Here is a 14,557-nt window from a genome sequence, read left to right on the forward strand (position 1 = left end):
CACCGCTCAGGCCCGCTCCCGGCCGAGGACGGGAAGCGTCCCAGGGTGCCCCGCAGGGGCCGGGCCGCGAAGGACGCCGCACCGGCGGTGCCCGCCGGGCCGCCGAAGCCCGCCGGGCCGGCCGAGCCCCGCAGGCGCGCCCGGGCCGGCGCCGACACCGCGCCCGGCACCGCCTCCGGCAGCACACCCGGCACCCCGGCCGACCCGCCGCCCGGCACCGCCCGCGGCGCGGCCAAGGCCCCCCGGACCCCGGCCAAGGCGGCCGTGAAACGCGCGGTGCGCACCGTCGGCGCGGTCAAGGCCGCCAAGCGGGCCGCCCGGACCGCGCCCCTGCTGCGCACCACCGACCGCCTGGTCCTGCCGCAGCACCCCGCGCTGCACATCCCCGACACCAAGGTCGCGCTGTCCACCGCCTCGGTGTACCCCGAGTCCACCTCGGTGGCCTTCGAACTGGCCGAGAAGCTGGGCTACGACGGCGTCGAGGTGATGGTCTGGAACGACCCGGTCAGCCAGGACGTCGAGGCGCTGCGCCGGCTCTCCGACGCCCACCGGATGCCGATCCTGGCCGTCCACGCGCCCTGCCTGCTGATCACCCAGCGGGTCTGGACCACCGACCCGTGGACCAAGCTGGTCCGGGCCCGGGCCGCCGCCGAGAAGCTCGGCGCCGGCGCCGTCGTCGTCCACCCGCCGTTCCGCTGGCAGCGCCAGTACGCCCGCGACTTCGTCGAGGGGATCGGGCGGATGGCGGGCGAGACCGACGTCCGCTTCGCCGTGGAGAACATGTACCCCTGGCGCTACCGCGACCGCGAGATGCTCGCCTACGCCCCCGGCTGGGACGTCACCGAGGAGGAGTACCGGCACTTCACCATCGACCTGTCGCACGCCTCCACCTCCCGGATCGACGCGATGGAGATGGTCCGGCGGATGGGCGACCGGCTGGCCCACATCCACCTGGCCGACGGCTCCGGCTCCGGCAAGGACGAGCACCTGATCCCCGGCCGGGGTGGCCAGCCCTGCGCCGAACTGCTGGAGCACCTGGCCAGGACCGGCTTCGACGGCCACGTGGTGCTGGAGGTCAACACCCGCCGCTCCGTCTCCGCCGCCGAACGCGAGGCCGATCTCGCCGAGGCGCTGGCCTTCACCCGGCTCCACCTGGCGACCCCCGCCCGGGTACGCTGAGGAGGGACCGCACGAGTGCGAACCACTGTGCCCAGGGGGAGAGATGACGGATCATGACACGCTCGCTTCGTCCTTCGGAGCGGTCGCCGAGGAGTACGACCGGGCCCGGCCGGGCTACCCCGACGCGCTCTTCGACGAGCTGGAGCGGCTGGCCGGCCGTTCGCTGAAGGGCGCCGACGTGCTGGACGTCGGCGCGGGGACGGGCATCTCCACCCGGCTGCTGGCCGCGCGCGGCGCCCGGGTCACCGCCGTCGAGCCCACCCCGGGGATGGCCGAGCGCCTGCACGCCGTCTCGCCGGAGCTGCCGCTGGTCCGCGGCAACGGCAACGACCTGCCGTTCCACGACTCCACCGCCGACCTGATCACCTACGCCCAGGCCTTCCACTGGACGGACCCGGCCCGCTCCGTCCCCGAGGCGGTCCGGGTGCTGCGCCCGGGCGGCGCACTGGCCACCTGGTGGAACGTCAAGGACAGCTCGACGGGCTGGGTCCGGGCGATGGGCACCCGGCTCGCCGAGGCGCTGCAGGGCTCCTACCACGCGTACGGCGCGGTGAACGAGATCGTCGGGCACCTGGAGCCGTACGGCCTGCGGCTGGGCAGCGCCGTGCTGCGCTGGGAGCGGGTGATCACCGTCGACCAGGTGATCACCGACCTCACCTCGCGCTCGTACCTGGCGGCGCTCACCCCCGAGCGGCGCGCGCCGCTGCTGGCGGTCGAGCGGGAGGCGCTGCTCTCCGAGTTCCCGGACGGCTGGGTCACCGAGCCGTACGTCCTGGACCTCACGGTCGCGGTCACCGAGGGCTGACGCCCCGGGCCGCCGGGGCGGTCACGGTACGACCCGCGCTGACCGCATCGCGGACGGAGCGTCCGCGCGCTGGACCTGAGGCGTACGCTCGATAGCTAACAGCGGCCCTGCACCCTCCCACCAGCGCAGTCGGCCGCAGCAGCCTCCGAAGGAGTGGAGCACAGTGCCCGAGCTGAAGTCCCGTACGGTCACCCACGGTCGCAACATGGCAGGCGCCCGGGCGCTTCTCCGGGCGGCCGGCGTAGCCCGCGAGGACTTCGGCAAGCCGATCATCGCGGTGGCCAACTCCTTCACCGAGTTCGTGCCGGGCCACACCCACCTGCAGCCGGTCGGCCGGATCGTCTCCGAGGCCATCCAGGCGGCCGGCGGCATCCCCCGCGAGTTCAACACCATCGCGGTGGACGACGGCATCGCGATGGGCCACGCCGGCATGCTGTACTCGCTGCCCTCGCGCGACCTGATCGCCGACTCGGTCGAGTACATGGTCAACGCGCACTGCGCGGACGCCCTGATCTGCATCTCCAACTGCGACAAGATCACCCCCGGCATGCTGATGGCCGCGCTGCGCCTCAACATCCCGACGGTCTTCGTCTCCGGCGGCCCGATGGAGGCCGGCCAGGCCGTCCTGGTGGACGGCACCGTCCGCAAGCTCGACCTGGTCAACGCGATCTCCGACGCCGTCAACGAGAACGTCTCGGACGAGGACATCGCCATCATCGAGGAGAACGCCTGTCCGACCTGCGGGTCGTGCTCGGGCATGTTCACCGCCAACTCGATGAACTGCCTGACCGAGGCGATCGGCCTCTCGCTGCCCGCCAACGGCTCGGTGCTGGCCACCCACACCGCCCGCAAGGCGCTGTACGAGGACGCCGGCCGCACCGTCGTCGACATCACCAAGCGGCACTACCACCAGGACGACTACTCCGTCCTGCCGCGCAACATCGCCACCCGCGCCGCGTTCGAGAACGCGATGGCGCTGGACATCGCGATGGGCGGCTCCACCAACACGATCCTGCACCTGCTCGCCGCGGCGCAGGAGGCCGAGGTGGACTTCGACATGCGGGCCATCGACGCCATCTCGCGCAAGGTGCCGTGCCTGTCCAAGGTCGCGCCCAACGGCAAGTACTACATGGAGGACGTCCACCGGGCCGGCGGCGTCCCCGCGATCCTCGGCGAGCTCTACCGCGGCGGGCTGCTGAACGAGGACGTGCACACCGTGCACTCCGGCTCGCTCGACGAGTGGCTGAAGGGCTGGGACATCCGCGGCGGCTCGCCGTCGCCGGAGGCCGTGGAGCTGTTCCACGCCGCCCCGGGCTGCGTCCGCTCGGCCACCGCCTTCTCGCAGTCCGAGCGCTGGGACACCCTGGACACCGACGCCGCGGGCGGCTGCATCCGCAGCGTCGAGCACGCGTACTCCGTCGAGGGCGGCCTCGCGGTGCTGTACGGCAACCTCGCCGAGGACGGCTGCATCGTGAAGACGGCCGGCGTCGACGAGTCGATCTGGACCTTCAGCGGCCCGGCCGTGGTGCTGGAGTCCCAGGAGGACGCGGTCGACGCGATCCTGACCAAGCGGGTCAAGGAGGGCGACGTGGTCGTCATCCGCTACGAGGGCCCCAAGGGCGGCCCCGGCATGCAGGAGATGCTCTACCCGACCTCGTTCCTCAAGGGCCGGGGCCTGGGCAAGGCCTGCGCGCTGATCACCGACGGCCGGTTCTCCGGCGGCACCTCGGGCCTCTCCATCGGCCACGCCTCGCCCGAGGCGGCCTCCGGCGGCGCCATCGCGCTCGTCGAGGACGGCGACATCATCTCGATCGACATCCCGGCCCGGAAGGTCGACCTCCAGGTCTCCTTCGAGGAGCTGCACGAGCGCCGCCTCAAGCTGGAGTCCGAGGGCGGCTACCGGCCGAAGAACCGGCAGCGCGAGGTCAGCCAGGCGCTGAAGGCGTACGCGGCGATGGCCACCTCCGCCGACAAGGGTGCCGTCCGGGACGTCAGCAAGCTCGGCTGACCTCCGGCGCCACCAGCAGGACAGGCAGGACAGGCAGGACATGTGGGAGCCGCCCCGGCAGCCGGGGCGGCTCCTACGTCGTTCCGCCCCGGGCGGGTGATAATCGGATCCGTGAGCGAGCACCGCACCCCCAGCCCCGGCCCGGCCGTCCCCGCCCCCGAGGGCGCCCCCGCGCCGGAGGGCATCCGCTGGTTCGGCACCAGCTGGGTCGGGCGCGGCTCCGACTACCGGCTGCGCCGGGCGCTCGTCCCGGTGGGCGCCCTGCTGGCCGCGGCCGCCGGCGCCCTGCTGCTGCGCTTCGGCGTCCAGGGCGTCCAGATGTCCGACGCCGGCGGCTTCGTCTACGCCCTGCTGGTCGCCGCCGTGGCGATCTGCTCCTGCCTGGCGGCCCTGCGCAACTGGAAGCTGCTGAGCGAGGGCCGGGAGGCGCTCACCGGCTGGATGGCCGAGGACAAGGCGCTCGGCGCGGTCTGGATCATCGGCGGGGTGGGCGCGCTGCTCGCCTACTTCGTCCGCAGCCTGGTCGAGGCCCCGGGCGAGGCGGTCAAGCGCGCCCGCCACGAGCAGGCCGTCCAGCGGTACGAGCGACGCCAGGCGAGCCGCAGCCGGCGGCCCGACACCAGGGCGCCGGGCCGCGGCAAGCGGCGGGGCTGAGCGGGCCGGCCGGTCAGCTCCGGCTGACGGTGCCGCACGCCGGGTCCGCACCCGGCTCGGGGGCGGGGACGGGCGTGCTGCGGTCGTACGGGTCCACGGCGGGCCCGTGGGGCGTCTCCCGGCCGGGCAGGGCCGGCGGCGCCGCGAACTGCTCGAACTGCGGGTGGTAGAAGCCGTCGACGACGAAGCAGGCGCTGTTGCCCACGTCGCTGCGGAACTCCTCGAAGTTGATCTTCTTCGGGTTGGTCCGGTACCGGGCCGGATCGTAGAAGCGGTAGGTGTCCGCCCGCCGCACGACGGTCCGGGCGGTCCGGGTGCTCCCGGGGGCCTCCTCGGCCAGGGCGACCGTCCAGGCCACCGGCTTCGCGGCGTTCGAGTTCTCCGGCGCGGCCGGCCGGGCGCTCGCCGACGGCTTCGAGCTCGGCAGCGGCCGCCCGGCCTCCGGGCCGGGGCGCAGCGCGTACACGAAGCTGAAGTCGGTGTGGATCAGCACCCCGCGCTCGCCGTCGCCCTCCACGCTCATCCGGCCGAGGACCCGGACGTCACCCACCTGGATCGCCTCCCGCGGGTCGAAGCGGCTGAACAGGGTGGTGGCGTCGGCCGTCCCGTCCGGGTGGTCCAGCCCGCGGACGGCGGCGTCCCGCTGCTCCCGGTCCAGCAGGTCCAGCGCGGTCTCCGGGCGGCCGCCCGCGATCACCGCCGGGTCCAGGTTGGCCGCCACCAGGAAGTCCTTGACCAGCTTCAGCTGGGCCGCGACCTGGTCCGCGTCGAACGCCCCGACCGCCTGCGCGGCGGGCAGCACGATCGCGTCCGGTCCGGCCGGCCAGCCCTCGGCGGGCGAGCCCGCCCACGGGTGGTCCACGGTCGGGGTCTGCGCGGCGAGCGACGGGGGCGCCGAGCCGGGGGGCGCCGTCTCCGGTGCGACGGAGGGGGCCGCGGAGGGGGCCGCGGTGGGCAGGCCGTCCTGGGCGCCGCGGTACCAGTCCCGCAGGCCGTCGATGTTGAGCGCGGCGAGCAGGACCGCGACGGTGAGGAGCACGAACAGCGGCGCGCGCCACTCCCGGGGCCGGCGCCGGGGGGTGCCCCAGGCGTCGACCGGCGCGGGCGCGCGGCGCAGCCGGCGCCTGGGCCGGGCGGGCGTCGGGTCGAGCACGGTGCGGCGGGCCCCCGGGTCCACCGGCGGCTGGTCCTTCCAGCGTGCGGCGAGCATCCGGGTGCGGCCGGCCTGTTCCTTGACGGCGGCACCCTTGACGAACTCCTCGTCCAGGACGAGGTTCTCGAACGGGTCGCTCCCGTCCGGGTCGGACCCCTCGGAAGGGCGGGGATCCGGATCTTCGACTATCGGCATCGCGTCAGTATGGCGACGCCGGGTGACACCCTGATGATCAGGGGCCCAAGTCCTGGTGGCGGGCGGTGGGTTCAGGCCGTTAGCACCCGATGTGTCCCCCCGTCGGGTGCCGTTCCGCCGCCCCGGGGCACCCCGCCGCCCCGGGGCGCACCCCCGCGTCCCCGGCCCGGGGCACCCCCGTGGTCCCGGGCCGGACGCCCGCCCGCCTGCCTCATCCGCCCGCCGGGCTCACTTCCCGCGGGCCTGCTTCACCGAGCCCACCACGCCGGCGATCGCCAGCAGCAGACCGGCCGGCAGCAGCGACACCAGGAAGGCGCCGATCAGGCTCGCGTCCCCGAGGAAGGCCTGCGCGAGCGTGTTGAGGACCAGCAGGGCCCCCGCCGCCGGCATCGCGGCCTGCCACGGGTGCTCGGCGGCCCAGCGCCGGATCCGCCGGTCCCCGGTGTCGGTGCGGAGCCGGCCCCCCACCGTGCCGACCAGGAAGAAGAAGAACAGCGCCCAGCCGGCCGGTCCGGCGAGCATGCTCGTCGACCAGTGCCCGGTGATCAGGTCGACCCCGAGCGCCGCGCCGCCCACCACCGCACCGACCCCTGCGGCCGTCTTCCACGGGCCCATCGTCGCGGAGGCGACGGCGAGCTGCTGATTTTCGCGTCGTGACAAGTCTCCGTGTGCCATGTCTCCACGGTGCTCCGCGGGTGCGCGGGAAGCCATAGGGGAGAACCCCGACTTTCCCCCTACGCCACCGGGGCGGCCAGCGCCCCGCCCCCGGCGGCCGCGACGGCGTGCCCGGCCGCCCCGGCCGCTCCCGCCGGACGGCCGCCCCGGGCCGGCCGAACCCGCCGCCCCGGGCCCGGTGTTCGGGGAGCGGGACGGCCGGGCCCGGAGCTGCCCACGGGCTGGACTCGCACCCGCCCGCGCGGGCACCGGTGCGAGGATGGCCGCAGCACCGAGTCGGGACGGTACGAAGGAGCGGCCATGAGCAGCAGCGCGTCACACGGACAGAAGATCGCCTTCCTCGGCACCGGCAAGATCGGCGAGGCCCTGCTCTCCGGCCTGCTGCGGGCCGGCAAGGACCCGGCGGACGTGATGGTCACCGCCCGGCGCCCGGAGCGCGCGGCCGAGCTGGTCGCCGCGTACGGCGTCGGCGTGGTGACCAACGCGGAGGCGGCGAAGCTCGCCGACACCCTGATCCTCGCGGTGAAGCCGCAGGACATGGGCACCCTGCTGGAGGAGCTCGCCCCGCACGTCGGCACCGACCGGCTGGTCATCTCGGCGGCGGCCGGCATCCCCACCCGCTGGTTCGAGGCGCGGCTCGCGGTCGGCACCCCGGTCGTCCGGGTGATGCCCAACACGCCGGTGCTGGTGGACGAGGGCATGTCGGTGATCTCCGGCGGCTCGCACGCCACCGAGGCGCACCTGGAGCGCGCGGAGGAGATCTTCCGCTCGGTCGGCAAGGCCCTGCGGCTGCCCGAGTCCCAGCAGGACGCGGCCACCGCCCTGTCCGGCTCCGGACCGGCGTACTTCTACTTCCTGGTCGAGGCGATGACGGACGCGGGCATCCTGCTCGGCCTGCCCCGGCACGTCGCCCACGACCTGATCGTGCAGTCCGCGATCGGAGCCTCGGTGATGCTGCGCGACTCCGGCGAGCACCCGGTCAAGCTGCGGGAGGCCGTCACCTCGCCGGCCGGCACCACCATCGCGGCCATCCGCGAGCTGGAGAACCACGGCGTCCGGGCGGCCCTGCTCGGCGCCCTGGAGGCGGCCCGGGACCGTTCGCGGGAGCTGGCCTCCGGCGGCAAGTAGTCCGGGCCGGAGCGGCGGGCGGGCCCGGCAGTAGGCTCGCGGGTGTGAGCTACGACCTGGTGATCTTCGACAATGACGGCGTCCTCGTGGACAGCGAGCCGATCTCGAACCGGCTGCTCGCCGAGTACCTGACCGAGCTGGGCTTCCCGACCACCGTCGAGGACTCCTACCGGGACTACATGGGCACCGCGGCGCACCGGGTGCACGACGTGATCGGCGAGCGGCACGGCGCGAGGCTCCCGGAGGGCTTCGACGAGCTGTTCCACGCCCGGGTCTTCGACGCCTTCGCGGCCGAACTCACCGCCGTGCGCGGCGCGGAGCAGCTGCTGAAGGAGTTCGGGCAGCACTCCGTCCCGTACTGCCTGGCCTCCTCCGCGCACCACGCCTGGATCCGCACCGCGCTCGACCTGACCGGCCTGCGCGGGTACTTCCCCGAGGAGCGGATCTTCAGCGCCCAGGACGTCGGCGTCGGCAAGCCCGCCCCGGACCTGTTCCTGCACGCCGCCCGCACCCTCGGGGCCGATCCGGCCCGCTGCCTGGTCGTGGAGGACAGCGTCAACGGCGTGCTGGCCGCCCGGGCCGCCGGCATGGACGTGTACGGGTACACCGCGCTCACCGACCCGGCGAAGCTCACCGCGGCCGGCGCCACCGGCCTGGTCGGCGACCTGTCGGGGATCGCCGGGCTGCTCCGAGCCTCCGGTGCGGACGGGGGCCGCCGGCGGCCGTCATGATCGTGGCCGGACCCCTCCCCAAAACCCCGCGCACCGCCTACGCTCTCGCCAACATCGTCGTACCGGCCAGTAGCGAGGTCCCGCATGAGTACCGAGACACCGGCCCGGCTGCGGCAGGCGCGCGCCGCCCTGGCGGTCAGCTTCCTCCTCCAGGGCATCACCTTCGCCCTGCTGGTCACCTGCATCCCCGAGATCCAGGACCGGTACGGGCTGGACGACTCGCTGCTGCCGGTCTTCCTGGCCGCCGTGCCGGTCCTGGCGGGCGTCGGCTCGATCACGTCCGAGTGGCTGGTCAAGCGGACCAGCGCGCGCGGCGTGCTGCGGGTCGTCCAGCCGGTCCTCTGCCTCACGCTGGCCGCGGTCGGCCTGGGCGACACGCTCTGGCAGCTGGGCCTGGTGCTCGGCTCCTTCGGCCTGCTGGTCGGCGCGCTCGACGCCAGCATGAACATGCTCGGCGTCGGCCTCCAGCACCGCTACGGACGCTCGATCATGCTCGGCTTCCACGCCGCGTTCAGCCTCGGCGGCATCGTCGGCGCGGCCCTCGCCGGCCTCGGCTCGCACTACCACCTCAGCCTGTTCACCCTGTTCGGCACCGCCGCCGCCGTGCTGATCCCGCTGGCGCTCCTGGCCGGCACCCGGTTCGCCGGGCCGGCCGAGCTGGGCGACGCCGTCCGGGAGGCGAGCGAGGCCGCGGCCCGGTCGATCCCCTGGCGCCCGCTGCTGCCGCTCTGCCTGGCGATGGCCGTCGCGTACATCGCGGACGCCTCGGTCTCCAACTACAGCGTCAAGTACCTCACCGACGGGCTGGGCAGCCCGGACGACGTCGCCAAGCTCTCCTACCTCGGGTACATGGTCGCGATGCTGCTCGGCCGGACCCTCGGCGACCGGGCCGTGCAGCGCTGGGGCGCCGTGCCGGTGGTGCGCGGCGGCGCCGCGGTGGCCGCCCTGGGCTTCGCGCTGGCCGCCGCGGCGCCCGGCCCGTGGGCGGGCATCGCCGGCTTCACCGTCCTCGGGTTCGGCATCTGCGCGATCATCCCGCAGGTGTTCGCGGCCGGCGGGCGGCTCTTCCCGGACGACTCGGACGCGGCGGTGGCCCGGCTCAACCTGTTCAACTACGTCGGCTTCCTGATCGGATCGCCGCTGGTCGGGGCGATCGCCGACGCCAGCTCCTACCGCTGGGCGCTGCTCGCGCCGATGCTGCTGGTCCTCGCGGTGATCCCGCTGGCGGGCCACTTCGCGCCCGCGCCGGTCGTGACGCGGACGCCGGCCAAGGTCGCCTGACGGCCCGCCGGGACGGCGGGCGGACCCTTGCGACGGCCGCCGGGCCCCACCCACTACCGTGGATGCCATGCCCGACGCCGAGCGCCGAACCCCCTGCGGCCTGCACCTCTTCTGGGACGAGGCCGTCACGAGCTACGACTTCGGCCCCGGCCACCCGATGGACCCGACCCGGCTGGCGCTCACCATGCGGCTCGCCGAGTCGCTGGGGCTGACCACCGGGCCGGGCGTGACGGTGCGGGCCGCGGCCGCCGCCGGGGACTCCACCCTCGGCCTGGTGCACACCCGTGAGTACGTCGAGGCGGTCAAGCACGCGGCCGCCCACCCGGAGGAGCGGGACGCCCGGCACGGTCTCGGCACCGACGACAACTGGTCCTTCCCGGCGCTGCACTCGGCCTCCGCGCTGATCGCGGGCCAGTCGGTGGCGGCCGCCGAGGCGGTCTGGCGCGCCGAGACCCCGCACGCGGTGAACTTCGCCGGCGGCCTGCACCACGCCATGCCCGGCCAGGCGTCCGGCTTCTGCGTCTACAACGACGCCTCGCTCGCGGTCGCCCGGCTGCTGGAGCTCGGCGCCGAGCGGGTCGCCTACGTCGACGTGGACGTGCACCACGGCGACGGCGTCCAGCACGCGTTCTGGGACGACCCCCGGGTGCTCACGATCTCGCTGCACGAGCACCCCGCGACGATCTTCCCGCAGACCGGCTGGTCCAGCGAGACCGGCGGGCCGGCCGCGCCGGGCAGCGCCGCCAACCTGCCGGTGCCGGCCGGGACCGGCGACGCCGGGTGGCTGCGCGCCTTCCACGCCCTGGTGCCGGACCTGCTGGCGGCCTTCCTCCCCCAGGTGCTGGTCACCCAGCACGGCGCGGACACCCATGTCGAGGACCCGCTGGCGCACCTCGCCGTCACCCTGGACGCCCAGCGGCACGTGGCCGAGCAACTGCACGAACTGGCCCACCGGCACGCCGGGGGCCGCTGGGTCGCCCTCGGCGGGGGCGGCTACGCCGTGGTCGACGTCGTCCCCCGGGCCTGGACCCACCTGGTCGCCACGGCCGCCGGCCGGCCGGTCGACCCGGTCGCCGAGACGCCGGCGGACTGGCGCGCCGAGGTCTACCGCCGGACCCGGCAGCAGGGCCCGCTGCGGATGACCGACGGCGCCGACGCCGGCTGGCGGGACTTCGACAGCGGCTACGACCCCGCCGACCGGCTCGACCAGGCGATCCTCGCCGCCCGCAGGGCGGTGTTCCCGCACCACGGGCTGCTGCCCTGAGCCGCCCCCGGCGGCGCGCCGGCTCCCGCCCCGGGCGCGGCTCCCGCGGACGGCGGGGCACCGGCCGGACGGGACACCCACCGGACGGGGCAGGGGGGCGCTCACAACGGCGTACAGGCGCGTACGGCAGGCTCCGGGCGCTCCCTGCGCGCGGTCCGTGCTTCCGAGCGCCTTTGGCGGCGCTGAACCCCCGCAGCAGACTCGGCCGGACGGCCGTCGCCGCCCGGCCGCGCCCCCGGTGCTCGTCCGGGCGGGCCGGGCCGGGCCCCTCGCCCTTGCGGGCGAACCTTCCTCCGTGCACGGCCGGTCGACGGCGCTGACCGGACCGGCTGCGACAGACCGCCGATCGACTACGTACTGCAACGGGGGGATCTCGCACCGTACGAGTCGGGCGCTTCCCCCTCTTCCCACTGGTACCACCCTTAACTACTCTGGGGATACACGTGTGCCGGTGGAGTCACCGGAGGGGAAGCCGGTGCCTTGCACACGGGTAAGGGTCGGGTGAGGTCATGAGTTCCGGCGAACGCCCCCTGCAGGAGGTCGTCTTCCTGACCGTGGCAGAGGTTGCCTCGGTCATGCGGGTGTCCAAGATGACGGTGTACCGGCTGGTGCACAGCGGAGAACTGCCGGCCATCCGGGTCGGCCGTTCCTTCCGGGTGCCCCAGCAGGCGGTCCACGAGTACCTCAAGGAGTCCTACGTGCGGCTCGAAAGCGCGTAGCCGGCAATCGGTGGGGGGCCCGCAGCCAGCGGGTCCCGCGCCCGTTTGCCGCAGATTTCCCGCAAGTTTCCCGGTCGCCGGGAGCACGATTACGGTGCGGGCCGCGCGGAAGGTAGGCTAGGCCCTCCGTCAGTCGTATGGACTCCGTCTCACACGGACGAGAGTCTCAGTGAGCGAGGGTTGTTCCGTGGGCTCTGTCATCAAGAAGCGTCGCAAGCGTATGGCCAAGAAGAAGCACCGCAAGCTTCTGAAGCGGACTCGCGTTCAGCGTCGCAACAAGAAGTAAGCCCTACGGCCGCGCACTGCCGGCCTGGAGCTTTCCTGCCCGCCCCGGCCGTCATGGCCCGGGCGGGCAGTGCCATCTCCGGCCCCGGTGCCCGGGGAGGGCGCCGCCCGGCCCGCCGGGCAACACCGCCCGATCCGGTGCGCGCGGGGACACCCGCCCGCAACCCGGGCGCGATACGGTGCACGCAGATGAGGGCAGGTCGGCCGAGGAGGACGCGAACACCGTGGGCAAGGTCGTGCTGGTCACCGGCGTGGCACGGCACCTGGGTGCCCGCTTCGTCGCCGACATCCGTCGCCGTCCCGGCATCGACCTGGTGGTCGGGGTCGACGTCCAGCCGCCCCGCGACCCGGTGGCCGAACCCGAGGGTCCGGCGGCCGGCTACCGCTTCGAGAAGCTCGACCTGCGGCGCCCCGCCGTCGCCCGGGTGATCGCCGAGCACCAGGTCGACACCGTCGTCCACCTCAACGTCAGCGCCACCGGGGTGGGCCCGGCCGGCCGCAGCGCCGTCAAGGAGTCGAACGTCATCGGCACCATGCAGCTGCTGGGTGCCTGCCAGAAGGCGCCCGGCCTGCGCCGCCTGGTGGTGAAGTCGACCACCGGCGTGTACGGCTCCGCGCCGCGCGACCCGGCGGTCTTCGGCGAGCGGATGCAGCCCAAGAACCTGCCGAGCGGCGGTTTCGCCAAGGACGCCGCCGAGGTCGAGGGCTACGTCCGCGGCTTCGCCCGGCGCCGCCCGGACGTCGCGGTCACCGTGCTCCGCTTCGCCAACATCGTCGGCCCGGTGGGGGACACCCCGCTCTGCGAGTACTTCACCCTGCCGGTGCTGCCGACCGTCCTCGGCCACGACCCGCGCCTGCAGTTCGTCCACGAGGACGACGTGATCGAGGTGCTCTGCCGGTCCGCCGTCGAGCCCCTCCCCGGCACCAGCAACGCCGGCACCTTCAACGTGGCGGGGGAGGGCGTGCTGCTGCTCTCCCAGTGCGCCCGCCGGCTCGGCCGGCCCACCGTGCCGATGCTGCAGCCGGTGATCGGCTGGGTGGCCGGACTGGTCCGGCAGACCCGGCTCGCCGACTTCTCGCCCGAGCAGCTGCGGCTGCTGACGCACGGCCGGGTGGTGGACACCACCCGGTTGCGCGAAACCTTCGGGTACCAGCCGAGGTTCACCACCGCGGAGGCCTTCGGCGACTTCGCCGCCGCGCAGAGCGCCGGACTGCTGCCGCCGGAGCGCCTGACCGCCGTCACCGACCGCCTCGCCGGGCTGCTCGGGCCCGAGGGCACCACGGCCCGCCACCCGGCCCACCCGACCCACCCCACACAGGAGCTGAACCCGCGATGAGTGCCGCGAGGGAGTACGCCACGGGCGAGGCCAAGGTCATCCCGATCGAGTCCGCGCCGAGCTGGAACGACGCCCCGGAGGCGGGCCTCGCCGACCGGCTGGCCGACGCGGTCGGCGGCGCACTGGCGGGCCGGCTCGGTCCCGCGGCCACCAAGCTGTTCGGCAAGGGCTGGGAGGAGCGGGCGGCCGGCGGCCTGTCCTTCCTGCGCCGCCGGATCACCGGTGACTACGAGGTGGACGAGTTCGGCTTCGACCGGGAGCTGACCGAGGCGGTCTTCCTGTCGCTGTTGCGGCCGCTCGCCGACAAGTACTTCCGGGTCGAGGTGCGCGGGATCGAGAACATCCCCGCGGAGGGCGGCGTGCTGATCGTCGCCAACCACTCGGGGACGATCCCGCTGGACGCCCTGATGACCCAGGTGGCGATCCACGACCACCACCCGCAGCGCCGCCACCTGCGGATGCTCGCCGCCGACCTGGTGTTCGTGCTGCCGGGCGTCAACGAGGTGGCCCGCAAGGCCGGGCACACCCTGGCCTGCAACGAGGACGCCCAGGCGCTGCTGGAGCGCGGCGAGGTGGTGGGGGTCTGGCCGGAGGGCTTCAAGGGCATCGGCAAGCCCTTCGCGGACCGCTACAAGCTGCAGCGGTTCGGCCGCGGCGGCTTCGTGGCCTCCGCGCTGCGGGCCCAGGTGCCGATCGTGCCCTGCTCGATCGTCGGGGCCGAGGAGACCTACCCGATGATCGGCAACGCCAAGACGCTGGCCAGACTGCTGGGCCTGCCGTACGTGCCCATCACGCCCACCTTCCCCTGGCTGGGGCCGCTCGGCGCGATCCCGCTGCCGACCAAGTGGACGATCCAGTTCGGCGAGCCGATCGCCACCGACAGCCACCCGCCGGAGGCGGCGGACGACCCGATGCTGGTCTTCGACCTGACCGACGAGGTCCGCGAGACCATCCAGCACACCCTCTACAAGCTGCTGGTGCAACGGCGTTCGGTCTTCTTCTGATCCCCGGCCGTCGGGCCACGTCCGGGCCACGTCCGGCCACGTCCGGGCCGGCGGCAGGGTCGGTGGCACAGCACGACCCAGCGGGACACAGCAAAGCGCGGCAGCGGCACGGCCCCGGGCGATCGCCCGGGGCCGTGCC

Annotated in this window: 14 protein-coding genes; 12 read left to right on the forward strand and 2 right to left on the reverse strand. The window is 74.3% G+C overall.

Annotated elements, in window-relative coordinates:
* Positions 1-375: 375 nt before the first annotated feature.
* The 4 genes from IE329_RS27055 to IE329_RS27070 all read left to right on the forward strand — a co-directional run bounded on the left by IE329_RS27055 (position 376) and on the right by IE329_RS27070 (position 4,646).
* A complete protein-coding gene (locus tag IE329_RS27055) occupies positions 376-1,179 on the forward strand; it encodes a sugar phosphate isomerase/epimerase family protein (RefSeq protein WP_190213616.1) in 804 nt (267 codons plus the stop codon).
* Positions 1,180-1,222: 43 nt separating this feature from the next.
* On the forward strand, positions 1,223-1,984 hold the full coding sequence (locus tag IE329_RS27060) for a class I SAM-dependent methyltransferase (protein ID WP_190213600.1): 762 nt from the start codon (positions 1,223-1,225) through the stop codon (positions 1,982-1,984).
* Positions 1,985-2,147: 163 nt separating this feature from the next.
* Positions 2,148-3,992, forward strand: coding sequence for a dihydroxy-acid dehydratase (gene ilvD / locus IE329_RS27065; RefSeq protein ID WP_190213601.1), 1,845 nt, complete (start codon positions 2,148-2,150; stop codon positions 3,990-3,992).
* A 111-nt stretch (positions 3,993-4,103) separates the two neighbouring features.
* Entirely contained in the window at positions 4,104-4,646 is a 543-nt protein-coding gene (locus tag IE329_RS27070; RefSeq protein WP_190213602.1) for a hypothetical protein, read from the forward strand.
* A 13-nt stretch (positions 4,647-4,659) separates the two neighbouring features.
* Here IE329_RS27070 and IE329_RS27075 read toward each other — a convergent pair whose 3' ends face one another.
* Positions 4,660-5,994: an SCO2583/SCO2584 N-terminal domain-containing protein gene (locus IE329_RS27075; RefSeq protein WP_190213603.1), complete on the reverse strand. Its 1,335-nt coding sequence runs from the start codon at positions 5,992-5,994 to the stop codon at positions 4,660-4,662.
* Between the two features lie 228 nt (positions 5,995-6,222).
* The gene (locus IE329_RS27080; RefSeq protein WP_190213604.1) at positions 6,223-6,669 is read right to left on the reverse strand and encodes a hypothetical protein; all 447 of its coding nucleotides are present in this window, start codon (positions 6,667-6,669) and stop codon (positions 6,223-6,225) included.
* A 300-nt stretch (positions 6,670-6,969) separates the two neighbouring features.
* Here IE329_RS27080 and proC point away from each other — a divergent pair, with 300 nt between their 5' ends.
* From proC to IE329_RS27120, 8 genes are all read left to right on the forward strand, one after another.
* A complete protein-coding gene (gene proC, locus IE329_RS27085; protein WP_190213605.1) occupies positions 6,970-7,797 on the forward strand; it encodes a pyrroline-5-carboxylate reductase in 828 nt (275 codons plus the stop codon).
* A 44-nt stretch (positions 7,798-7,841) separates the two neighbouring features.
* Positions 7,842-8,528, forward strand: a complete 687-nt coding sequence (locus tag IE329_RS27090) for an HAD family hydrolase (protein WP_190213606.1) — start codon at positions 7,842-7,844, stop codon at positions 8,526-8,528.
* Between the two features lie 84 nt (positions 8,529-8,612).
* Positions 8,613-9,809, forward strand: coding sequence for an MFS transporter (locus IE329_RS27095; protein ID WP_190213607.1), 1,197 nt, complete (start codon positions 8,613-8,615; stop codon positions 9,807-9,809).
* Positions 9,810-9,876: 67 nt separating this feature from the next.
* The gene (locus IE329_RS27100; protein ID WP_190213608.1) at positions 9,877-11,073 is read left to right on the forward strand and encodes an acetoin utilization protein AcuC; all 1,197 of its coding nucleotides are present in this window, start codon (positions 9,877-9,879) and stop codon (positions 11,071-11,073) included.
* Positions 11,074-11,582: 509 nt separating this feature from the next.
* Positions 11,583-11,792 carry a helix-turn-helix domain-containing protein gene (locus IE329_RS27105; protein ID WP_063351305.1) on the forward strand — a complete coding sequence of 70 codons (210 nt, stop codon included), beginning with the start codon at positions 11,583-11,585 and terminating at the stop codon, positions 11,790-11,792.
* A 187-nt stretch (positions 11,793-11,979) separates the two neighbouring features.
* Positions 11,980-12,078, forward strand: a complete 99-nt coding sequence (locus IE329_RS27110; protein ID WP_003948845.1) for a 30S ribosomal protein bS22 — start codon at positions 11,980-11,982, stop codon at positions 12,076-12,078.
* A 223-nt stretch (positions 12,079-12,301) separates the two neighbouring features.
* A complete protein-coding gene (locus IE329_RS27115) occupies positions 12,302-13,414 on the forward strand; it encodes an NAD-dependent epimerase/dehydratase family protein (protein ID WP_190213617.1) in 1,113 nt (370 codons plus the stop codon).
* A complete protein-coding gene (locus IE329_RS27120) occupies positions 13,411-14,418 on the forward strand; it encodes a lysophospholipid acyltransferase family protein (protein WP_190213609.1) in 1,008 nt (335 codons plus the stop codon). Before IE329_RS27115 ends, IE329_RS27120 begins: the two co-directional genes overlap by 4 nt.
* Positions 14,419-14,557: the final 139 nt, after the last annotated feature.

Source organism: Kitasatospora indigofera, from assembly GCF_014655955.1.
GTDB classification, from domain to species: Bacteria; Actinomycetota; Actinomycetes; order Streptomycetales; family Streptomycetaceae; genus Kitasatospora; species Kitasatospora indigofera.